Raw genomic sequence first — 20,763 nt, 5'->3', positions numbered from 1 at the left:
TTAAGGCATAATGAGAGCGTTTAACGAACAAAGAGGCCGATGTGAAACAGGATCTGGCACTAATCGAACAGTTTCTCGATGCCCTTTGGCTGGAGCGCAACCTGGCGGAGAATACGCTCAGCGCCTATCGTCGTGATTTGACGATGCTCGTGGAGTGGCTGCACCATCGCGGTCTGTCGCTGGCAAGCGTCGGCAGCGACGACCTGCAGGCGCTGCTGGCCGAGCGGCAGTCCGGCGGCTATAAAGCCACCAGCACCGCGCGCCTGCTGAGCGCTGTGCGTCGTTTCTTCCAGCATCTGTACCGGGAAAAAATTCGCCCGGACGACCCCAGCGCGCTGCTGGCCTCGCCAAAGCTGCCGCAGCGGCTGCCGAAGGATCTCAGTGAGGCGCAGGTTGAGCGTCTGCTGCAGGCCCCGCTGGTGGAGCAGCCGCTGGAATTGCGCGATAAAGCGATGCTGGAGGTGCTGTATGCCACCGGCCTGCGCGTTTCGGAGCTGGTGGGGCTGACGATGAGCGACATCAGCCTGCGACAGGGCGTGCTGCGGGTGGTGGGGAAAGGCAACAAAGAGCGGCTGGTGCCGCTGGGGGAAGAGGCGGTACTGTGGGTGGAAAATTACCTCGAGTATGGTCGCCCCTGGCTGCTGAACGGCGTGGCGTCGGATGTCTTATTTCCCAGTCAGCGCGCCCAGCAGATGACGCGCCAGACCTTCTGGCACCGGATTAAACACTATGCCGTGCTGGCGGGGATCGACAGCGAAAAGCTCTCCCCGCACGTGTTGCGCCATGCGTTCGCCACGCATTTGCTCAATCATGGCGCCGACCTGCGCGTGGTGCAGATGCTGTTAGGACACAGCGATCTCTCCACCACGCAGATTTACACCCACGTGGCGACCGAGCGTCTGCGACAACTTCATCAACAGCACCACCCGCGGGCGTGAGTGCTGAATAAAAGGACTGAGTATGAAAAAAGGTTTATTGATGTTCACCCTGCTGGCGGCTTCCCTTTCCGGGGCGGCGCATGCCGATAGCGCGGCAATTAAACAGTCGCTGGCGAAGCTGGGTGTACAGAGCACCGATATTCAACCGTCGCCGGTTTCCGGGATGAGCACGGTGCTGACCGACAGCGGCGTGCTGTATGTCACCGACGATGGCAAGCACATCATCCAGGGGCCGATGTACGACGTGAGCGGCGCGCAGCCGGTCAACGTCACTAACCAGCTGCTGCTGGGGAAGCTGAACGCGCTGAGCAACGAAATGATTGTCTACAAAGCGCCGAAGGAGCAGCACGTCATTACCGTCTTTACCGACATCACCTGCGGTTATTGCCACAAGCTGCATGAGCAAATGAGCGACTACAACGCGCTGGGGATCACCGTGCGCTACCTGGCCTTCCCGCGCCAGGGGCTGCAGAGCCAGGCGGAGCAGGACATGAAGGCCATCTGGTGCGCGAAAGATCGCAACAAAGCGCTGGATGACGCCATGAACGGCAAGGGCGTGCAGCCGGCGAGCTGCAGCGTGGATATCGCCAAACATTACACCCTCGGCGTGCAGATGGGCGTCAACGGCACCCCGGCGATGGTCCTCAGCAACGGCATGGTGCTGCCGGGCTATCAGGGGCCGAAAGAGCTGAAGGCGTTCCTCGACGAGCATAAAAAACAGACAAGCGGTAACTGATTCGCGTGAAACAACAGATACAACTACGCCGCCGCGAGGCGGTTGACGGCGTCGATTTACCCGCCGATCTGCCGCCGCTGCTGCAGCGGCTGTATGCCAGCCGCGGGGTGCGCAGCGCCCAGGAGCTGGAGCGCAGCGTCAAAGGCATGCTCCCCTGGACACAGCTCACCGGCGTTGAAAAAGCGGTCGGGATGCTGCACGACGCATTCCAGAAAGGGCTGCACATTGTCGTGGTCGGCGATTTTGACGCCGACGGCGCCACCAGCACCGCGCTCAGCGTGCTGGCCCTGCGCGCGCTGGGCTACGGCAACGTCTCCTACCTGGTGCCGAACCGTTTTGAAGACGGCTACGGCTTAAGCCCGGAAGTGGTCGATCAGGCTCACGCCCGCGGCGCGCAGATGATCATGACCGTCGACAATGGGATCTCGTCCCATGCCGGCGTCGATCATGCCCATGCGCTGGGGATCCCGGTGCTGGTGACCGATCACCACCTGCCGGGGGAGACGCTGCCGGCGGCGGAGGCCATCGTTAACCCTAACCTGCGCGATTGCGACTTCCCATCGAAATCGCTGGCCGGGGTGGGAGTGGCGTTCTATCTGATGCTGGCGCTGCGCACCTTTCTGCGTGATAACGGCTGGTTCGACGCCCGCGGCATCGCCGCGCCGAACCTTGCCGAGCTGCTGGATTTGGTGGCGCTTGGCACCGTTGCCGACGTCGTGCCGCTGGATGCTAACAACCGTATTCTCACCTGGCAGGGGTTAAGCCGCATTCGCGCCGGCAAGTGCCGGCCCGGCATTAAGGCGCTGCTGGAGATTGCCAACCGCGATCCGCAAAAGCTGGCGGCCAGCGACCTCGGTTTTGCCCTCGGGCCGCGCCTGAACGCGGCAGGACGTCTGGACGACATGTCGGTCGGCGTCGCGCTGCTGCTGTGCGATAACATCGGCGAAGCGCGCGTGTTAGCCAACGAGCTTGACGCGCTCAACCAGACGCGCAAAGAGATCGAGCAGGGGATGCAGGCGGAAGCGTTGACCCTGTGTCAACAGCTGGAACGCAGTAGCGACACCCTGCCCGGCGGGCTGGCGATGTACCATCCGCAGTGGCACCAGGGGGTGGTCGGCATCCTCGCCTCGCGAATTAAGGAACGTTTCCACCGGCCGGTGATCGCCTTTGCGCCCACCGGCGACGGCACGCTGAAAGGCTCTGGCCGCTCCATTCAGGGGCTGCATATGCGCGATGCGCTGGAGCGCCTTGATACGCTCTATCCGGGGCTGATCCTGAAGTTCGGCGGCCACGCGATGGCGGCAGGATTATCGCTGGAAGAGGCGCGCTTTGAGGAGTTTCAGCAGCGCTTCGGCGAGCTGGTGACCGAGTGGCTGGATCCTGCGCTGTTGCAGGGCGAGGTGGTCTCCGACGGCCCGCTGACGGCGGCGGAGATGAGCATGGAAGTAGCGCAGATGCTGCGCGACGCCGGGCCGTGGGGACAGATGTTCCCGGAACCACTCTTTGACGGCCGTTTCCGTCTGCTGCAGCAGCGGCTGGTGGGCGAGCGTCACCTGAAGGTGATGGTCGAGCCAGTTGACGGCGGCCCTCTGCTGGACGGTATCGCCTTCAACGTGGATACTTCCATATGGCCCGACAACGGCGTGCGCGAAGTCCAGTTAGCCTACAAGCTCGACATCAATGAGTTCCGCGGCAACCGCAGCCTGCAGCTGATCATCGACCACCTCTGGCCAAATTGACAACAGTGTATGAATAAGGGCGCGAATCCGGTAGAATTCCGCTCTTATCACCGCATTTTGACAAATCCATTAAAAGAAACCGACCATGTTTGAAATAAATCCGGTAAAAAACCGCATTCAGGACCTCACGGAGCGCTCCGACGTTCTTAGGGGGTATCTTTGACTACGATGCCAAGAAAGAGCGTCTCGAAGAAGTAAACGCCGAGCTGGAACAGCCGGACGTCTGGAACGAACCTGAACGCGCTCAGGCGCTGGGTAAAGAGCGTTCTTCCCTGGAAGCCATCGTAGATACCCTGGATCAGATGTCCCAGGGGCTGGAAGACGTTGCCGGCCTGCTGGATCTGGCCGTGGAAGCGGACGACGAAGAGACCTTCAACGAAGCCGTCGCTGAGCTGGATACCCTGGAAGAGAAGCTGGCGCAGCTTGAGTTCCGCCGCATGTTCTCCGGCGAATACGACAGCGCCGATTGCTACCTTGATATTCAGGCCGGTTCCGGCGGCACCGAAGCCCAGGACTGGGCCAGCATGCTGATGCGCATGTACCTGCGCTGGGCGGAAGCGCGCGGCTTTAAGACCGAAATCATCGAAGAATCCGAAGGTGAAGTCGCAGGGATTAAATCCGTGACCATCAAGATCATTGGTGATTACGCCTACGGCTGGCTGCGTACCGAAACCGGCGTTCATCGTCTGGTGCGTAAGAGCCCGTTCGATTCCGGCGGCCGCCGTCATACCTCCTTCAGCTCCGCGTTCGTTTACCCGGAAGTCGAAGACGATATCGATATCGAAATTAACCCGGCCGACCTGCGCATTGACGTATACCGCGCCTCCGGCGCCGGTGGGCAGCACGTTAACCGTACAGAATCCGCGGTGCGTATTACCCACATCCCGACCGGGTTGGTAACGCAGTGCCAGAACGACCGTTCGCAGCACAAAAACAAAGACCAGGCCATGAAGCAGATGAAAGCGAAGCTTTATGAGCTGGAGATGCAGAAGAAAAATGCCGAGAAGCAGGCGATGGAAGACAACAAGTCCGATATCGGCTGGGGCAGCCAGATCCGCTCTTACGTGTTGGATGACTCGCGTATTAAAGATCTGCGTACCGGGGTGGAAACCCGCAACACTCAGGCGGTGCTCGACGGCAGCCTGGACCAATTTATCGAAGCAAGTTTGAAAGCAGGGTTATGAGGAACCAACATGTCTGAACAACAAGCACAGGGCGCTGACGCGGCAATTGACCTTAATAATGAACTGAAAACCCGTCGCGAGAAGCTGGCTGCGCTGCGTGAGCAGGGCGTCGCTTTCCCGAACGATTTCCGTCGTGACCATACCTCTGACCAACTGCACGCTGACTTCGATGGCAAAGAAAACGAAGAGCTGGAAGCGCTGAACGTTGAAGTGGCCGTGGCTGGCCGCATGATGACCCGTCGTATCATGGGTAAAGCGTCCTTCGTCACCCTGCAGGACGTTGGCGGCCGCATCCAGCTGTACGTGGCGCGTGACGATCTGGCGGAAGGCGTTTACAACGACCAGTTCAAAAAATGGGACCTCGGCGACATCATTGCCGCCCGCGGTAAGCTGTTCAAGACCAAAACCGGTGAGTTGTCTATCCACTGCACCGAGCTGCGTCTGCTGACCAAAGCCCTGCGCCCGTTACCGGACAAGTTCCATGGCCTGCAGGATCAGGAAGCGCGCTATCGTCAGCGTTACCTCGACCTGATCTCCAACGATGAATCGCGCAAGACCTTCAAAGTGCGTTCGCAGATCCTGGCGGGCATCCGTCAGTTCATGGTTGGCCGCGGCTTTATGGAAGTAGAAACCCCGATGATGCAGGTGATCCCGGGCGGCGCCTCCGCGCGTCCGTTTATCACCCATCATAACGCGCTGGATCTGGACATGTACCTGCGTATCGCGCCGGAACTGTACCTCAAGCGTCTGGTGGTGGGCGGCTTCGAACGCGTCTTCGAGATCAACCGTAACTTCCGTAACGAAGGGATCTCCGTTCGTCATAACCCAGAGTTCACCATGATGGAACTCTACATGGCTTATGCGGATTACAAAGATCTGATCGAGCTGACCGAATCCCTGTTCCGCACCCTGGCGCAGGACATCCTCGGCAACACCGAAGTGCCTTACGGCGACCAGGTGTTCGACTTCGGCAAGCCGTTTGAAAAACTGACCATGCGCGAAGCGATCAAGAAATACCGTCCGGAAACCGAGATGGCGGATCTGGATAACTTCGATTCCGCGAAAGCGATCGCTGAATCTATCGGCATCAAAGTGGAGAAGAGCTGGGGTCTGGGCCGTATCGTGACCGAGATCTTCGAAGAAGTGGCGGAAGCGCACCTGATCCAGCCAACCTTCATCACCGAATACCCGGCGGAAGTTTCTCCGCTGGCACGCCGTAACGACGTGAACCCGGAAATCACCGACCGCTTTGAATTCTTCATTGGCGGCCGTGAGATCGGTAACGGCTTTAGCGAGTTGAACGACGCCGAAGACCAGGCGCAGCGCTTCCAGGATCAGGTTGATGCGAAAGCCGCAGGCGACGACGAAGCAATGTTCTACGATGAAGACTACGTGACCGCGCTGGAGCACGGCCTGCCGCCGACCGCCGGTCTGGGTATTGGTATCGACCGCATGGTGATGTTGTTCACTAACAGCCACACCATCCGCGACGTGATCCTCTTCCCGGCAATGCGTCCGCAGAAATAATCGCGTCTTGTGCATTGCAAAAAACCCGGCTTGCCGGGTTTTTTTATGTCTGACGTGAGGTCTGAAGGCTGGCGTAACCCGACTCAGCGCAGGCCGGGGGCTCCCGGATGGCGGCGTAAACGCCTTATCCGGGCTACGCAACAGCGCAGAACCGTAGGCCTGTGCAAGCGTAGCGCCGCCAGGCAACGATGACCGTTATGGCGCCGCTTTTTACGCCGGGTGGTGGCGGCAGCGAGACGAGTCAGCTTACCCGCGCAGACGCGCAACAAAGTCGGTCAGCGCCTGGCGGGCGTCCCGATTTTCCGCTTCCAGCACCATCCACGGGCTAAACGCCCAGGGCGTGGCGGCCAGCGCGCTTAACATCGTTGCCAGGTCAACCCACTGATAATCCATGACTTCATCGTCATTAGGCTGCACTTCGCTCACCACGCGCGCGGCATACACCGGGCATACTTCGTTCTCAACGATACCGTTTGGGGCGACCGCCCGGTAGCGGAAGGCCGGGTGAACCGGCGCGATATCGGCGATCTCCACGCCGAGTTCGAAGCGGCAGCGGCGCGTGACGGCCTGCTCGAAGGTCTCGCCCTGCTGGGGGTGTCCGCAGACCGAGTTGGTCCATACCCCGGGCCAGGCTTTTTTGCCCAACGAACGACGAGTGACCAGCAACTGACCCTGCTGGTTAAACAGCCAGCAGGAAAACGCGAGATGTAAAGGGGTATCAAGCGTATGGGCGGCATACTTCTCCAGCATACCGGCAGGCTGATCCTGCTCATCCAGTAAAATGACGTGTTCCCCGGCCATGACGACTCCTGAAAATAAAAAAAGACCCGGCACAAACCCGCCGGGTCATGTACTCAGGCCACTAGGTTAGCCCATAAATGGCAGAAAGGCATTACCAAAACAAGCCCTGGAGGCGGCTCTGTGAGCGGCCACCCGCATGTTGGGGAAGACCATCATGACGTGCGGCACCAACAGCAATCACTGTTCGTCGCGGGCCGTATCCGATGGCCAGGGGATATTGGTTTTGCCATCAGGGATGACGCCCTGCGCCGCGGACTGGTATGATATTCGCCCTGATTGCGAGGTAAGTGGTTGTGTTAAGTGCAGGATGCCTGATGATGAAACGCGTTTATATGACACTGATGCTGGTGGTAAGCCTGGCGCTGGCTGGCTGCTCCAGCACCTCCGATTCCGGTACGACCTACACCGTTAAACGCGGCGATACCCTGTATGGCATCTCCCGCACCACCGGCACCAGCGTTCGCGATCTGGCCCGCCTGAATAACATCTCCCCGCCTTACACCATTGAGGTGGGGCAGAAGCTGAAGCTTAACGGCAGCAGTTCAACGAAGACAACGAAGAAAAAATCTTCCTCTACGCGCACCGCGGCGGTCACGCCTTCGTCCGCAGTACCTCAGTCCTCCTGGCCGCCGGTGGGACAGCGCTGCTGGCGCTGGCCGACCAGCGGCAAAGTGGTCCTGCCTTATTCCACCGCCGATGGCGGCAATAAAGGCATTGATATCGCCGGAACCCGCGGTCAGCCGGTGTATGCCGCCGGGGCGGGCAAGGTGGTCTACGTCGGCAATCAGCTGCGCGGCTATGGCAATCTGATCATGATTAAGCACAGCGAGGATTACATCACCGCCTATGCCCACAACGATAAGCTAATGGTGAATAATGGCCAGAGCGTGAAGGCCGGCCAGCAAATTGCCACCATGGGCAGTACGGATGCCGACTCAGTGCGGCTGCATTTCCAGATCCGCTACCGGGCGACGGCCATCGATCCGCTGCGTTACCTGCCGCCGCAGGGAAGTAAACCTAAGTGCTAAAAGGTTATTTTATCGCCAGTCAGCATCCGGCAGGCTTGTCACAGGGTGCGTAAGGGCTATAATGCTTCTCGCACCTCTTCGCGGGCGTAGTTCAATGGTAGAACGAGAGCTTCCCAAGCTCTATACGAGGGTTCGATTCCCTTCGCCCGCTCCAAACTCAAGTCTCCTGAAGTCTACCAAACTCAATTTTCCCTTGATAAATCAGCAGTTATAGCATTCTATTAGTCTATTGAACTCAATTGTACTCCCCCAGGGTCAAGCTCAATGTGGGGGTATGGATGGGGGTATAATTGTACCCCCTGCTGAGAGGTACCCCCAATGAAGCTGACTGCTCGTCAGGTTGAAACTGCGAAACCCAAAGAGAAGCCCTACAAACTGGCCGATGGTGGTGGGCTTTACCTGCTGGTTAATCCCAACGGTAAAAGATACTGGCGTCTCAAATACCGTTCGTTAGGTAAAGAGAAGCTGCTCGCTATTGGCGTTTACCCCGATGTTTCTTTAGCTGAAGCCAGAAGCAAGCGAGAGGATGCTAAAAGGACATTAGCGGCTGGCAACGATCCTTCTCTTGAACGGAAAATTGAAAAACTTAGTCGTCAACAAGACGCAGAAAACTCTTTTGAGGCTATCACGCGGGAGTGGTATCAGCGTCGCTATGACCGCTGGTCTGTCTCCTACCGCGAAGAGATGCTGAGAACCTTCGAAAAGGATGTGTTCCCTTATATCGGTCACCGGCCAATCAAAGATATCAAGCCGATGGAGTTGCTTGCAGTTCTTTCAAAGATAGAAGCAAGAGGGGCAACTGAGAAGGTCCGTAAGGTTCGCCAGCGCTGTGGAGAGGTTTGGAAGTATGCTGTTGTGACTGGCAGGGCCGAGTACAATCCAGCACCTGATCTAGCCAGCGCCGTGAGTCCTCATGAGAAAGAGCACTATGCTTTTTTAACCCAGGATGAATTGCCTGAGTTTCTTCGGACTCTGAACACCTATGCCGGTAGTGTGCTTGTAAAGATTGCGATGCAATTGCTCATTTTAACGGGAGTAAGGCCAGGGGAATTGAGGCAAGCGGAGTGGCAGGAGTTTGATTTTGAGCGGAAGGTTTGGAACGTGCCAGCAGAGCGCATGAAAATGCGCCGCCCTCATCTGGTTCCGTTATCAAGCCAGGCAATTGACCTGCTTAATCAGCTTAAACCCATAACGGGAACAGGAGCGTTGCTGTTCCCGGGACGTAATAACCCAAAGAAACCGATGAGTGATATGGCTTTGACTGTGTTGGTAAGGCGCATCGGCTATGCAGGTCGCGTTACAGGGCATGGATTCCGCCACACGATGAGTACCATTTTGCATGAGGAAGGGTTCAATACGGCATGGATTGAAACCCAGCTGGCTCACGTTGATAAGAACTCAATTCGTGGAACGTATAACCACGCTCAATACCTGGAAGGGAGAAGGGAAATGATGCAGTGGTACGCTGATTATATTGACAAGCTTCTAAGTTCATCGACAAATAGTTAAGTGGTTGTTCCCCGCGCCTGAAGATGCGGGGAAGGCCATTCTTTTATTTTTTTGTCTGTTCTTTACCTTCTGGAATATTTACCGCACTGTATGGACTTTTGCGTGAAGCGATCCAGTACTGATTTGACCTGCCCCCCTCCTTGATTAATTCATTGGGATGTTAGTAATGTCTTCATCAGCAACATGAGGGGCCGTCATGAAAGCGTTTTTCCAACGAAAGCCTTCACTTGACCGAACGCCGTTTGCCATTCAGGTTACAGTGTCTCCTCAACACGATAAACTAGGGCACGGAACGCTATTCATTTCACATTTAGCATCCCCAAGTACTTACTTTTTCTATTCACGCAGGAAACGCAGTGGTATTGTTTTAAGTTAATACAGATGTGTGATACGTACCACCAAACATTGGATGGTAGCTTGTTGCTTTCATGAGTCATTCTGCCGTACAACTGAAAGCGCAATCGACGCAGGGACTAAAAATGACCGGAGTATCTAGCGATCAATACGCTGCAGGTGAACAGGGCTTAGGGTATATCTATCAGCCTCGTTTTGCGCTACTTAAGCTTCTACAGTGGCCAGAAGATACATCTGTTTTGATCGAAAAAGATGATGACCTAGACTTCGTCAATTCTAATGGTGTCAAAACACTGGCATCGCTCAAACACAAAGGAGATGGGGATACTCTAACCGACCTGTCTACCGATTTCTGGAAGTCAGTCCGCATCTGGCTTGACCGCTATAATCGTGATGGTAAAACCGAAGCAAATCTTCGTTTCTTTCTGTTTACGACCGGAACTATCTCAAACGCCTCGTTCCTGCAACATTTTTTAGTCGAAGCGCCAACAAAAGACGATAATTCAGTATCAATAACTCAACTCGCCAATACAGCTCTGGCTAGAAGCAAGTCAAAACTGATCGCGGCAATAGCCGATGAGTTCAATAAACTTACTGATGAGCAAAAAGATGACTTCTTATCACGGATAATCATATTTGATGGCGGGCCTCGCATTGAAGACATCCCAACAATTATTAAAAATCAGCACATGCGTATCATTAGACGCGATAACCGAGACGCTATTTTTGAACGACTTGAAGGGTGGTGGAATAACATCATAGTCGATCTACTAACAGGGAAACGTAAAGAGGCGATTTTTGGTTATGAGATTTCCGACAAACTTGCAGCATTTTCTGAAGAGTATAAATCTGACAATCTGCCGATTACGTTCAGAGGAAAAATGCCCGTTGGAGAAATCGATGTTATGAATGATCACAGGCTCTTTGTTGTGCAGCTCCGTGAAATAGGGATTTCCTCTAATCGAATCCGAAATGCGATTCTCGACTACTACCGAGCATTTGAGCAGCGTTCTTCATGGGCTCGTGAAAACCTTTTGGTTACAGGAGAGATAGAAGATTATGAAGACCGCCTTGTTGATGAATGGAGTCGCTATAAAGACGTCGTTTTTGAAGAATTAGATGAAAATTCAGCTGACGAAGTACTTATTACTGCGGGAAAAGCATTGTATCAATGGGCCGATCTTGAAAGTGGTAATATTCACTCATTGCGTATCCGAGAACGAGTGACTGAGCCTTATGTAGTTCGAGGAGGATTTCACATCCTTGCGAACAGTAGACCACTACCCAAAATTTTCTGGCATCCCCACTTCCTAAATAGAGTTGGTCAATTGTTGGGAGCCCAAGCATGAAGCAATGGGATCAGCGTCCATTCGAGATAAGAAATCTTTTCAATCCTGCATTTTGTGGTGTTGTGCTATTTAGAGCAATGCAGAGCTACGAAGAGGAAAACTCACAGGGCATGCCATTTTCTCTGGCTCTTTTAGTTTTACCATTATGTCTGCAAAAAGATTCTCGCCAAGTGTTTGCTGAAAATCCTCGCCGCTACCTTTTGAAAACTATAGAAAATAATCCCAAATTACTCGTTAATTTTGCTAACCGCGTCAATAATATGCTTCCATTTACGCTTGAAGCTTTTGGGATGCTCATGGAACGAGGATGTTTTGTTGTAACACAAGACGGCCGGTTGAAAACAGTACCTAATAAAGTTCGCAAATCGGTCATAGGGACTGAAGAATCTATCTCATGCCAGCGTGTCGCACGCTATATAGGAAAAGAATTTGCCCGTATTGCTGATCGCGTTACGGTATACACGACCTTTGGAATACGCCCATGAAAATTAAGTCGATTCATGTCTACAGCCATGATGGCCAACGTCGGGACCTGCACTTTAAGGTTAATGGTTTAAATGTCATTACTGGCCGTTCCTCAACCGGTAAATCAGCTCTTTCTGAGATCATTGAATACTGCATGGGTCGATCTACCTTTAACGTACCAGAAGGTATTATTCGCGATAAAGTGTCATGGTTCGCAGTCATTTATCAATTTTCACAGGAACAGATACTTATTGCGAAACCAACACCAAATGCAGGAGCCACAAGCTGTGGCACTGTTATGCTGCGACGAGGAAATGAACTGACCGCACCGAATTTCAAAGACCTCTCGGTTAACACCGATGATGATTCGGTAGTCGCACTGTTGTCACGATTACTTGGTATCCGCGAGAACCGTACAGATGTGGCAATTGGGCACAGCAGAGAAAGCTTTGATGCAAACATCAAGCATACTTTTTATTACCTTTTCCAAAAGCAGGGCCTTGTAGCAAATAAAGATCAACTTTTTTATCGACAAAATGAGGCATTTCAGCCACAAGCTATTCGCGATACATTACCGATTCTTCTAGGCATTTCATCAAATGATCGCTATGAACTTGAGGCCAAACTCCGTACAGCGCAGCGAGATCTGAAAATCAACGCCAAACGTCTTGAACAAGCGCGCGATACAATCGATACATCATTGCTAAAAGGTTTTGGGCTTTTATCTGAAGCCAGAGCCGTAGGTATCATCACACAAGACAAAGACAGAATCGGAACTGACGAAGTAATTAATGTTTTGCGTTCTGCAATGCAATGGGTTCCGTCTCCCCTACCTGAAGACGATGGACATAGAATATCCATTCTTGAAAATGAAATTGCTGGTTTACGACAAGACAGACGTAAGATCCAGTCCCGAATTGATTCTGCTCGGATGTATGCCAAGCAATCAGGTAATTTTGAAAACGAAGTTTTAGAACAGCAAGACCGATTATCTTCTATCAAGGCTCTACCGAAAAATCCGGAAACTGGCGAATGGCAATGGCCTTTCTGTGAAGCAAACTTAGCAATGGAATCTCCGATTGCAAAAGCACTCCTGAGCGAACTAACAACTCTTGACGCTGAAATGAGCGTTGTGGCTGGACAACGCCCTAAAATGGATGCTTATCTTGCTGAACTAGAAGATGAGGTTCAGACCATTGTAAGTTCGATAAGGGCCAAAGAAGTGGAGCTTGCTGCTGCAATCGCAGCAAACGAAGTTATTGAGCAATTAGGCACACGCAATAATGCTGCGGCAAGAGTAATTGGTCGTATAAGTTTGTTCTTGGAAGACCTAGTACCTAACTCAGAGCTGGCAACATATGAAGCAGAAAATCGTCGTCTAAAGCTCAAAGTCGAAGAACTACAAAGGAAAGTTGGTGCTGATAGCAGCCATGAAAGGTTCATATCTATTCTGAATAACATTTCGTCACAGATTACACGGTACATCCTGGCTTTTGATGCAGAATTTAAGGGACTCCCTGCTCGATTTGATCTAAGCCAAATGACTATTATCTTTGATCGTACAGATCGTCCCGTACCTATGAGTCGAACTGGCGGTGGAGAAAATCATCTCGCTTATCACCTGTCTGCATTGCTAGCCATTCATCTCTTTGCCTCAAAGAACAATTGCCCCATCCCTCAATTTCTTTTAATTGATCAGCCTACCCAAGTTTATTTCCCTTCTGAAAAAATTTACCAGGAAGCTGATGGTACTGTTCAGAAAACGGAAGCTGATGCTGACTTAGCAGCAGTACGTAGGCTGTTTGCGTTACTGCTGAAGTTTACTAAAGAAGAGGTCCCAGGCTTTCAGCTTATCGTGACAGAGCACGCAAATCTTCGTGACCAGTGGTTCCAGGATTCTTTAACCGAGCTTCCTTGGACCAAGCCCCCTGCCCTGGTACCAGAAGACTGGCCTTTACCGTCAGACTTACCAAATTAAGCACAAGTTTTGAAAATCCCCACACCCTTGGTTCGATACCGAGTCCGGCACCAAACTCATATCAACGGACCTCCACGGAGGTCCGTTTTTGTATACTAAGCCCGCTGACCTGCTCCCCATTGATTAAGTCGGTTGAAGCCGGACGAATCGTTAAAGATGTCTGCCGGGAGGCCGGTATCTCTGAAGCCACTTACTACAACTGGAAGTCCAGATACGGCAGTATGGAAGCTTCTGATATAAAAAAATCAAGGATCTTGAGGACGACAACCGCCGTTTCAAACAGTTGTTTGCTGACCTTAGCCTTGAGAGCCGGGCGCTGAAAGACGTTATCGAAAAAAGCTTTAAAACCAGCCTATAATTGTAAGCTGATCACTCATCTGATAACGACATTTGGACTAAGTATCCGTCAGGCCTGCCGGAGTTTGAACCTGAGCAGAACGGTTTACCATTACCGTCCGAATAGCCGACGCAGAACGCTTTTATTGAGCGCTTTAACCGAACATACCCCAAAGAAATAATCGATTTTTATCTGTTCAGAACTCTGAATGAAGTGTGGGAAATCACGGAAAGATGTGTGTCAGTATATAACTGTAAACGCCCTCATGAATTACTGAACAATAGGACGCCGTGTGAATACGCCAGCATATCCATCAGCGGATCGTAAAATGTAATGGCGCGTAACAGATCATTGGTCCCTGGCATAATGTAAGAAAACATCTGCTCTCCTTTATGGAACCAGGGGAGAGAAGATAGCCTGCCTAAATCACGCAGGCTTTGTTTTTCATTCATCTGCTTTATGAGCCCAGGCGGGCATTGCCGTCAGGTAACGCTTTGCTCGCTTCCGAGCTTCCTCCGGGCCGACTTTTTGCCAGGAATCAAGGAAGAAGGCTAAACCTGATACCGCTTCTTCCCAGGGTTTGAGATTGCCGTTGCTGTCGCTGCAGTACGCACAATATTGATCACTGGCACTGTGTGCATCTGGTGCCGACATCGGCATCCCGCAAGCCTGACAGAACTGTTCATGTTGTGACATATGATGCTCCTTATGGTGACGTGCTGATTAATAAACATACAGAGTATGTATTGTGCAGGTGATGCATCAGATCAAAGCCAAGGCGAAGCCCCCGGTATCTCCAGTCAGAAATACCGGGAACCTGTTGTTACCTGGCGATGAGCGCGAACACGCCCCAGCCAAAGTATTCCCGCGCGTACGTTACGTGGCGTTTCGGCGAGATGTTTAGCTCGGCCCTGACTTCGGCGGCGAAATCGTCGTCAGGATTGGCTTCCAACCAGCGGCGCATGGTCAGCCATTTCGCGGCCTCATACCGATCCCAGCCTTCCTGGTCCGCCAGTACCATTTCCACCACGTCGTAGCCGAGGTCGTCAAACGCGCTGACAAGCCCAGGAAGCGTCAGGAAATCGCTTGTCGAGCTGACGCCGCAGGCCTGGGCTATCTCTTCCGTCGCGGGTAGCTGACGCCAGTAAGGTTCACCGATGAGCATGATCCCGCCCGGTTTAAGGCTCTGCGCCAGCAGTTCGACTGTCCCGGCAAAGCCTCCGGCAATCCAGGTCGCGCCGACGCAGGCTGCTACGTCACATTTTTCATTGGCGACGTAACCCGCCGCATCATTATGAATAAAATGTACGCGTTCGCTGACGCCGAGTTCTTCCGCGCGGCGTCTAGCCTGCGCGGTGAAGAGCGAACTCATGTCGATGCCAGTCCCCGTAATGCCATGATCCCGGGCCCAGGTGCAGAGCATCTCGCCCGAGCCGCTGCCGAGGTCAAGAATGCGGATGCCCGGCTTCATGCGTAGCACGCGGCCCAGCGTGGCGTACTTCTCTTCGGTGAACGGGTTGTGGATGCGGTGTTCGCTTTCACTGATAGTAAAAATACGTGGGATATCCAATGTGGAATTCCTTTTATTGCGTTGAGTATTAAGAGGAAGTTCCTCTGAGATTTTTGCTTTTTCGGCCAGCAGAGCAAACAGCTTTCCTTCAAATGTCTCGCTGACTGGCCAGTCGTGGCTTTCAGGAGGAGGAAGCAGGGTAAAACCGACATTACCGAGCAGGCTGATGTACTCGTCATCGCGCCAGGCCGTCATCTGGCTGCCGAAACGGGTGGTGTGACCGTTTGCTTCTATGGCCCAGAACTGCGTTGAGCTGGTCTGGGCTTCTTCATCCCAGCCATGTTCCGTCAGCAGCAGGTGAGGGATGCCCAGAAACAGCCCGTCCGGACAGCGTTGCCAGCTCGGTTCAGCCATTCCCTGACGTTTAACTTCGTCGAAAGTATGGACTTCAGTGAGCAGCCTGCCATCCGGCTCCAGCCACAGCGCGCAGCGGCTGACGAGTGAGCGCGCATCTGCCGCGCTGAACACATTCAGTTCCCCGAATGTCATCATGATGAAATCGAACGATTTATCCGGCCAGTATGCGCGGATATCCTGCTGGACATAGTCGATGTTCAGACCGGCATTCTGCGCCTGCTGACGGGCCCAGCTCACGGATGCCGGTGAGAAATCCACGCCGGTGCAGTGAAATCCGCGCTCCGCCAGGCCGTGGGTATAAAAGCCGGGGCCGCAGCCGAGATCGAGGATATGTGCGCCAGGGGATAACTGGCTGGCGATCCACTCGACCTGCTGCTCAATGACCTTCTGCCTGCGGCTGGCCCAGTCGTGATCCTGCGACAAATGGTTCGCCAGCATGCGCTGGCTGAAAGCCGGTTCATCCCAGGGGATTTTACTTTCCTGTGCTGATAGCTGGATGTGCCGGGATGAGGAAATAAGGGTGCTGATATCCATCATGCTCTCCTTAGCGGTTATCAAGCTGTGCGCGAACGTTATTCAGCCCGGTGGTGTTGATGCGGTACGGCTGACCGTTGACGGACTTGATCAGTTTTTTGGTTTTGAGTTTTTTGAAGGTGGCAAGGGTGCAGTCGGTGAGCAACAGCCCTTCGCGGGTGTAGCATTCAACGGCGGTGACGCGGCCAGACGCATCGCGGACGTGCGCAATATGGCCACCTTTGGCGAGAACGTGTAAGGTACGTTGTTCCTGACGGGATAAATTCATACTGGAAAACCTGTTTAATCATCATGTGCAAAATGTGCAAACACACAGCGGTGTCCGCATTCGATTTCGGCGCATTGATAATCAGTCCGGCCTGAAAAGGTCGGGGAACTGATTATCGGATGATTACATTCTCCAGCATCAAAGCCTCGGGTTGGGTTGAAAGGTATTTACAGGGTGAATAATAACACCTTGTTTTAATAAGTGAATATCCTGAGCTGAAAAGTGTGATCCAGACAGGGGTCAGTGAGGACTCCCTTATTAAATCGACGGAGATTCTTAGCTGTAAAGGGTCTGCCGGGAAATGAACACTTCAGCTCCCAAAACCGTAATACACAAACGCCAGTTTATTGCCATCCGGATCGCGTACATAAGCACTATGAAATCCTTGTCCGTATTGCGGTCTGTGATCCGGCGCACCTTCATCCGCGCCTCCCAGATTAAGGGCAAGCTCATGCAACTGTCTGATATGTTCAATAGAACGGGCGTTCAGCGCCACCATCGTGCCATTACCAACGCCCGCTGGTTGTTGGTTAAAGGGCCTGCCGACGCACAATCCGATGGTATGGTTATCGCTGAACGTCCCCCAGGATGCGCCTTGTTCATTCCGGCCTGCCTTAGGATGCCCAAGCAATTCCATCAACGGATCGTAGAATCGGATGGCGCGTGGTAAATCGTTAGTACCCAGCATCACATAAGAAAACATAAACCCTCCTTACTTATTGTTTCTGACAGCCTACAGGTGATTCTGACTGGTTCTGATGCTGCCCACGCAGTTTAAGCAGGCGGGAAACTGATATGATGACGGCTATACCGGCCAGCAGCGCCGCGCCGTGGAAAGCAATCCTGCCGCCGGCATGGAAGTAAACCCAGCGGGTCATTTCAATGCTAAGGGCAATTATGCCGAGCGCCAGAATATTCAGCGTGGCAGAAGCGGTGCCTTTTGGCAGGTTATGAGAAAAGAGCGTGAAGCGAAACAGCACCGGATAGAGCAGTCCAATACCCAGGGCATAAAAGCTCGTTCCCAGTACTGACCATAGCCAGACGTGTGGCCATATCAGGTTGCCGACCAGCAAAGCCAGCAAGCCAGCAAACTGTATCGGGACAGTACCCCAGATAAAACGCGGTGAAGTCGGGTCTTTGATAAAATTCGCTACGATCGCACTGGCGATAATGATCCCACTAAACACGGGCACCTGTGTCCAGGCATAGGTACCGGGAGACATACCCCCGTGCTCAATCAGGATCACGGGGGAGAGCGCCACCCAGGTGATGATAGGCAGGTTACCAAAAGCGACTGCCAGTGAGCCGGTCAGCACCACTGGATGGCGAAATGCCGCGATGAAATCTGACAGCACTTCACCCGGTTTGAATTCTCTTCCCTGAGATATAACTGTTTCCGGCATTTTGAACAGTAGTAAGAACCATGCTACCAGACCAAACACACCGATGATGGCAAAGAGCAGTTTCCAGTGAATGAACGCCATCAGCGCAGCGCCGGCCACCGGCCCGATAACCGGGGCGAGCAGAACAACAGAGGTCAGCGCAGCCATGATCCTGATGGAATCCTTTTCATCAAAGGCCTCCTGTATTGATACATAACCCACGGTGGAGATGAAGCAGATACTGGTTCCCTGTATAAAACGGGCAATAAAATACTGTTCGATCGAGGTGACAAACAGCATGCTCAGGCATGCCAGGGCAAAGATGATTGCACCAGTGAGCAGGACGGGGCGGCGACCAATCCGGTCGGAGAGAGGTCCCAGGAGCCACTGGAGCGCCAGTCCGCCTGCCATATACAAACTGACTGATACTGGAGCCAGCGTAACATCCGCCTGTAACTCATTTATAATGTTAATGACGCCCGGCTGAATAAGGTCCGTTGTCAGGTAGGCTGAAAAATCGTAGATGATCATCGCCAGTGGAAATAATAGTATGCTGCCATACCTGCTAAGGCTCCCCAAAAATGGCTTCATAAACGGGTTCTCCGTTTTTATTATTGAATGGTTATTATCAACTTAGATCGTGCAGTTCCTTATCCATCGCAGGAGTCAGTCTGAGATCAAGAAATGCTACCTCCAATCCCTTGCGCTGAGGTGTACAACACATGATGCCCGTTTTGACAGGGCCCGTAGGGAAATGGCATAAGCGAAGTAATGGCCAGTGCTGTCCATCTGAGGAGTACTGCAGTCGTAACGCATCTTTTTTACGGGTCAGACGCAGCCAGAATTCCTTCGGATCCCCAGGAAAGAGTCCTGTAGCCCAGTCGGAATATCCCTGCGTGAGTACACTCCCGATTGCAGGTGCTCCATCGTTGAATTCGATGCCAGCTTTGAGCCAGTGCTGTTCGTCAGAGATAATCATAATTCCGGCCTGGTCATAGAGTGTGGTGAAGTCTGCACGGATCCTGACCTGAAAAGTAAAATCACCTGTTAAATCAGTAGTGTAGACGTGGCCGGTAAAACGCTCAAATCCGTACCAGGTACGGCACCAGAAATCAGTATGCTCATCTGTGATTACCGACAGGGCGTTATTTTCGTAGCACCATACGGCGGGCTCATTGAGCCATTCAAACTTGCAACTCATCATTGTTCTCCTGTCATTCGGAACGCAGCTAAAATGTCAGCTCCATCTCAAACTGGCATAACGGTTCAGCCTGATAACCCGCCGTAGTAAATAATGGTGCCAGCGTTTCTGGGATAGCGGCTGATGTACCTATGCCAGGCCATCTGGCATTGATTTTCTTCAGCATTGTTTTAGCCCGTCCCTGGTAACGATACGCCGGTTCAACAAACAGACAGCGGATCTGAGGTTGGCCCATGAACTCCGCGACAGCACACCATGCATGTTCGTTATCCCTGAGGATGTCGCAGGGAATAGTCAGGAGCGGCAGGGGACTGGCCAGCCAGGGAAGATCATCATCTGGCGCAGACCAGACGGTACGCAGGAAGTCGTCAACAGTCCTGGATTCCATATCCCCTGAAGGTATTTCCAGACGAGACTGTGGATCTCCCCGGTATTTACACAGATGTCGGCGTACCTGAAAACCGAGCGCGTGATAGAGAGCGATGGCCCGGGTATTTCCGCGCATCACTTCCAGCCTCACGCTGGATAACTTTTTCTCTTTTAAGGAGGTAAACAGAGGAGCAAGCATCTGTTTTGCCAGTCCCTGGCTCCGGTACTCGGGCAACACACCAAATGCCGCAAGACGTGCCTTGTCCATTCTTCGGGTTACGATGGCAATTGCCGCCGGGTTATCATTGACCAGCCAGACAAAGGAGTCTTCAAGGCTCAACCCTTCGGAAATGAAACGTGACGCAAACATTTCCGGGGGCAACGCAAACGGTGTCAATGATTCATCAAAGCTGTCTGCAAGAATACGGCACAGCTCCGTAATGCTGCATTCGATGGCTGGTACCGGAATAACGGTCATAGATAAAGCTCTCCATTGCGGTTACCGGGAGCTACAGGGGGAAAATATGCACCCTGTTTTCTCAGGCAGTGAAGCTGATTTTTACAGAGCGGGCACTGCGATCGCCCTCACCATGGTAAACAGCTTCGATATTGTTACCGTCCGGATCCAGAACAAAAGCGGCATAGTATCCGGGATGATAGGTTCGTTCGGCAGGTGCGCCGTTATCACGTCCGCCATGATTTAGTGCTGCGTGGTAAAACGCGTTCACCGATTCACGGTCTGCGGCCTGAAAGGCCAGATGGTGCCGTCCTGTAGGCACTCCGCCAGACTCCGAACTTATTACTGACGAAATGACCAGTTCGTCAGCCCAGATATAATCGTCATCGGTAATAACCATGGGGATCTTAAGTTCCGCCAGAACAGCAGTGTAAAACGTTTTGCTTGCGGCAAAGTCGTTTACCACGAGCTGGATATGGTCGATAAGTCTGCCACGATGCAGCGTATAGTTATCCATGGTTCATTTCCTTATTCAGATTCTGTCAGTCAGGTCTTTACCTGTGAAACTCAACAGAGGCACAACTCTACGTAATGCTTGTGTTGTTGAAAAAAAATACGTTAAGTTTTGTGCTCTGAACCCGACAGATATCAGAAAATCATTCCAGATTTGGTCTTTGTAC

At 52.9% G+C, this 20,763-nt stretch carries 19 protein-coding genes, 1 tRNA gene and 2 pseudogenes; 12 read left to right on the top strand and 10 right to left on the bottom strand.

Going from position 1 to position 20,763, the window contains the following annotated elements; genetic code table 11:
• Positions 1-41: 41 nt before the first annotated feature.
• The 5 genes from xerD to lysS all read left to right on the top strand — a co-directional run bounded on the left by xerD (position 42) and on the right by lysS (position 6,124).
• Entirely contained in the window at positions 42-938 is an 897-nt protein-coding gene (xerD, locus tag GQR96_RS20670) for a site-specific tyrosine recombinase XerD (protein ID WP_004144729.1), read from the top strand.
• Positions 939-960: 22 nt separating this feature from the next.
• Positions 961-1,674, top strand: a complete 714-nt coding sequence (gene dsbC, locus GQR96_RS20665; RefSeq protein ID WP_002916301.1) for a bifunctional protein-disulfide isomerase/oxidoreductase DsbC — start codon at positions 961-963, stop codon at positions 1,672-1,674.
• Between the two features lie 5 nt (positions 1,675-1,679).
• On the top strand, positions 1,680-3,413 hold the full coding sequence (gene recJ, locus GQR96_RS20660) for a single-stranded-DNA-specific exonuclease RecJ (protein ID WP_004205327.1): 1,734 nt from the start codon (positions 1,680-1,682) through the stop codon (positions 3,411-3,413).
• An 85-nt stretch (positions 3,414-3,498) separates the two neighbouring features.
• Positions 3,499-4,597, top strand: a protein-coding gene (gene prfB, locus GQR96_RS20655; protein ID WP_095858446.1) for a peptide chain release factor 2 whose coding sequence is annotated in 2 segments (ribosomal slippage) — positions 3,499-3,573 and positions 3,575-4,597 — 1,098 coding nt in all. Because the reading frame shifts where the segments join, the coding sequence is not laid out codon by codon here.
• Between the two features lie 9 nt (positions 4,598-4,606).
• Positions 4,607-6,124 (top strand): lysine--tRNA ligase, encoded by a 1,518-nt coding sequence (lysS, locus tag GQR96_RS20650; protein WP_002916299.1) that lies wholly within the window; start codon positions 4,607-4,609, stop codon positions 6,122-6,124.
• Between the two features lie 246 nt (positions 6,125-6,370).
• On the opposite strand, the gene idi is transcribed toward lysS, so the two are convergent.
• Positions 6,371-6,925, bottom strand: a complete 555-nt coding sequence (gene idi / locus GQR96_RS20645; protein WP_004205328.1) for an isopentenyl-diphosphate Delta-isomerase — start codon at positions 6,923-6,925, stop codon at positions 6,371-6,373.
• Between the two features lie 314 nt (positions 6,926-7,239).
• Here idi and actS point away from each other — a divergent pair, with 314 nt between their 5' ends.
• From actS to GQR96_RS20610, 7 genes and pseudogenes are all read left to right on the top strand, one after another.
• On the top strand, positions 7,240-7,953 hold the full coding sequence (actS, locus tag GQR96_RS20640; protein WP_017899801.1) for an amidase activator ActS: 714 nt from the start codon (positions 7,240-7,242) through the stop codon (positions 7,951-7,953).
• An 80-nt stretch (positions 7,954-8,033) separates the two neighbouring features.
• Positions 8,034-8,107, top strand: a tRNA-Gly gene (locus tag GQR96_RS20635).
• A 164-nt stretch (positions 8,108-8,271) separates the two neighbouring features.
• A complete protein-coding gene (locus tag GQR96_RS20630) occupies positions 8,272-9,462 on the top strand; it encodes a tyrosine-type recombinase/integrase (RefSeq protein ID WP_236948534.1) in 1,191 nt (396 codons plus the stop codon).
• Between the two features lie 428 nt (positions 9,463-9,890).
• The gene (locus tag GQR96_RS20625; RefSeq protein WP_236948533.1) at positions 9,891-11,165 is read left to right on the top strand and encodes an ABC-three component system protein; all 1,275 of its coding nucleotides are present in this window, start codon (positions 9,891-9,893) and stop codon (positions 11,163-11,165) included.
• Positions 11,162-11,650, top strand: a complete 489-nt coding sequence (locus GQR96_RS20620; protein WP_000815953.1) for a three component ABC system middle component — start codon at positions 11,162-11,164, stop codon at positions 11,648-11,650. The genes GQR96_RS20625 and GQR96_RS20620 overlap by 4 nt, the downstream gene beginning before the upstream one ends.
• Positions 11,647-13,608, top strand: a complete 1,962-nt coding sequence (locus GQR96_RS20615; RefSeq protein ID WP_080935126.1) for a DUF3732 domain-containing protein — start codon at positions 11,647-11,649, stop codon at positions 13,606-13,608. Before GQR96_RS20620 ends, GQR96_RS20615 begins: the two co-directional genes overlap by 4 nt.
• A gap of 92 nt (positions 13,609-13,700) precedes the next feature.
• Positions 13,701-14,272, top strand: a pseudogene (locus GQR96_RS20610) (transposase).
• Here the strand turns inward: GQR96_RS20610 and GQR96_RS20605 are convergent.
• From GQR96_RS20605 to GQR96_RS20565, 9 genes and pseudogenes are all read right to left on the bottom strand, one after another.
• Positions 14,242-14,325: pseudogene (locus GQR96_RS20605) on the bottom strand (VOC family protein); the annotation flags it as partial. The pseudogenes GQR96_RS20610 and GQR96_RS20605 overlap by 31 nt on opposite strands.
• A 64-nt stretch (positions 14,326-14,389) precedes the next feature.
• Positions 14,390-14,641: a zinc ribbon domain-containing protein gene (locus GQR96_RS20600; RefSeq protein WP_275672077.1), complete on the bottom strand. Its 252-nt coding sequence runs from the start codon at positions 14,639-14,641 to the stop codon at positions 14,390-14,392.
• 127 nt (positions 14,642-14,768) lie between these two features.
• On the bottom strand, positions 14,769-16,409 hold the full coding sequence (locus tag GQR96_RS20595; protein WP_236948532.1) for a class I SAM-dependent methyltransferase: 1,641 nt from the start codon (positions 16,407-16,409) through the stop codon (positions 14,769-14,771).
• Positions 16,410-16,416: 7 nt separating this feature from the next.
• Entirely contained in the window at positions 16,417-16,674 is a 258-nt protein-coding gene (locus tag GQR96_RS20590; protein WP_060175518.1) for a YjhX family toxin, read from the bottom strand.
• Between the two features lie 310 nt (positions 16,675-16,984).
• Entirely contained in the window at positions 16,985-17,377 is a 393-nt protein-coding gene (locus GQR96_RS20585; RefSeq protein WP_196520893.1) for a VOC family protein, read from the bottom strand.
• Between the two features lie 13 nt (positions 17,378-17,390).
• A complete protein-coding gene (locus GQR96_RS20580; protein ID WP_236948531.1) occupies positions 17,391-18,647 on the bottom strand; it encodes an MFS transporter in 1,257 nt (418 codons plus the stop codon).
• Positions 18,648-18,684: 37 nt separating this feature from the next.
• Entirely contained in the window at positions 18,685-19,257 is a 573-nt protein-coding gene (locus GQR96_RS20575; RefSeq protein ID WP_236948539.1) for a DUF1349 domain-containing protein, read from the bottom strand.
• Between the two features lie 28 nt (positions 19,258-19,285).
• The gene (locus GQR96_RS20570; protein ID WP_236948530.1) at positions 19,286-20,104 is read right to left on the bottom strand and encodes a GNAT family N-acetyltransferase; all 819 of its coding nucleotides are present in this window, start codon (positions 20,102-20,104) and stop codon (positions 19,286-19,288) included.
• Positions 20,105-20,165: 61 nt separating this feature from the next.
• A complete protein-coding gene (locus GQR96_RS20565; RefSeq protein WP_236948529.1) occupies positions 20,166-20,600 on the bottom strand; it encodes a VOC family protein in 435 nt (144 codons plus the stop codon).
• Positions 20,601-20,763: the final 163 nt, after the last annotated feature.

The organism is Klebsiella sp. PCX (genome assembly GCF_021869705.1).
GTDB lineage: Bacteria > Pseudomonadota > Gammaproteobacteria > Enterobacterales > Enterobacteriaceae > Klebsiella > Klebsiella quasipneumoniae.
Note: the sequence above shows the minus strand (reverse complement) of the source record. Positions and strands in the feature narration are given on the sequence as shown.

Coding starts and splice junctions, on each gene's coding strand:
- dsbC (WP_002916301.1), top strand. CDS start 961: ATGAAAAAAGGTTTATTGATGTTCACCCTGCTGGCGGCTTCCCTTTCC.
- lysS (WP_002916299.1), top strand. CDS start 4,607: ATGTCTGAACAACAAGCACAGGGCGCTGACGCGGCAATTGACCTTAAT.
- idi (WP_004205328.1), bottom strand. CDS start 6,925: ATGGCCGGGGAACACGTCATTTTACTGGATGAGCAGGATCAGCCTGCC.
- actS (WP_017899801.1), top strand. CDS start 7,240: ATGATGAAACGCGTTTATATGACACTGATGCTGGTGGTAAGCCTGGCG.
- GQR96_RS20630 (WP_236948534.1), top strand. CDS start 8,272: ATGAAGCTGACTGCTCGTCAGGTTGAAACTGCGAAACCCAAAGAGAAG.
- GQR96_RS20625 (WP_236948533.1), top strand. CDS start 9,891: ATGAGTCATTCTGCCGTACAACTGAAAGCGCAATCGACGCAGGGACTA.
- GQR96_RS20620 (WP_000815953.1), top strand. CDS start 11,162: ATGAAGCAATGGGATCAGCGTCCATTCGAGATAAGAAATCTTTTCAAT.
- GQR96_RS20615 (WP_080935126.1), top strand. CDS start 11,647: ATGAAAATTAAGTCGATTCATGTCTACAGCCATGATGGCCAACGTCGG.
- GQR96_RS20600 (WP_275672077.1), bottom strand. CDS start 14,641: ATGTCACAACATGAACAGTTCTGTCAGGCTTGCGGGATGCCGATGTCG.
- GQR96_RS20595 (WP_236948532.1), bottom strand. CDS start 16,409: ATGATGGATATCAGCACCCTTATTTCCTCATCCCGGCACATCCAGCTA.
- GQR96_RS20590 (WP_060175518.1), bottom strand. CDS start 16,674: ATGAATTTATCCCGTCAGGAACAACGTACCTTACACGTTCTCGCCAAA.
- GQR96_RS20585 (WP_196520893.1), bottom strand. CDS start 17,377: ATGTTTTCTTATGTGATGCTGGGTACTAACGATTTACCACGCGCCATC.
- GQR96_RS20580 (WP_236948531.1), bottom strand. CDS start 18,647: ATGAAGCCATTTTTGGGGAGCCTTAGCAGGTATGGCAGCATACTATTA.
- GQR96_RS20575 (WP_236948539.1), bottom strand. CDS start 19,257: ATGAGTTGCAAGTTTGAATGGCTCAATGAGCCCGCCGTATGGTGCTAC.
- GQR96_RS20570 (WP_236948530.1), bottom strand. CDS start 20,104: ATGACCGTTATTCCGGTACCAGCCATCGAATGCAGCATTACGGAGCTG.
- GQR96_RS20565 (WP_236948529.1), bottom strand. CDS start 20,600: ATGGATAACTATACGCTGCATCGTGGCAGACTTATCGACCATATCCAG.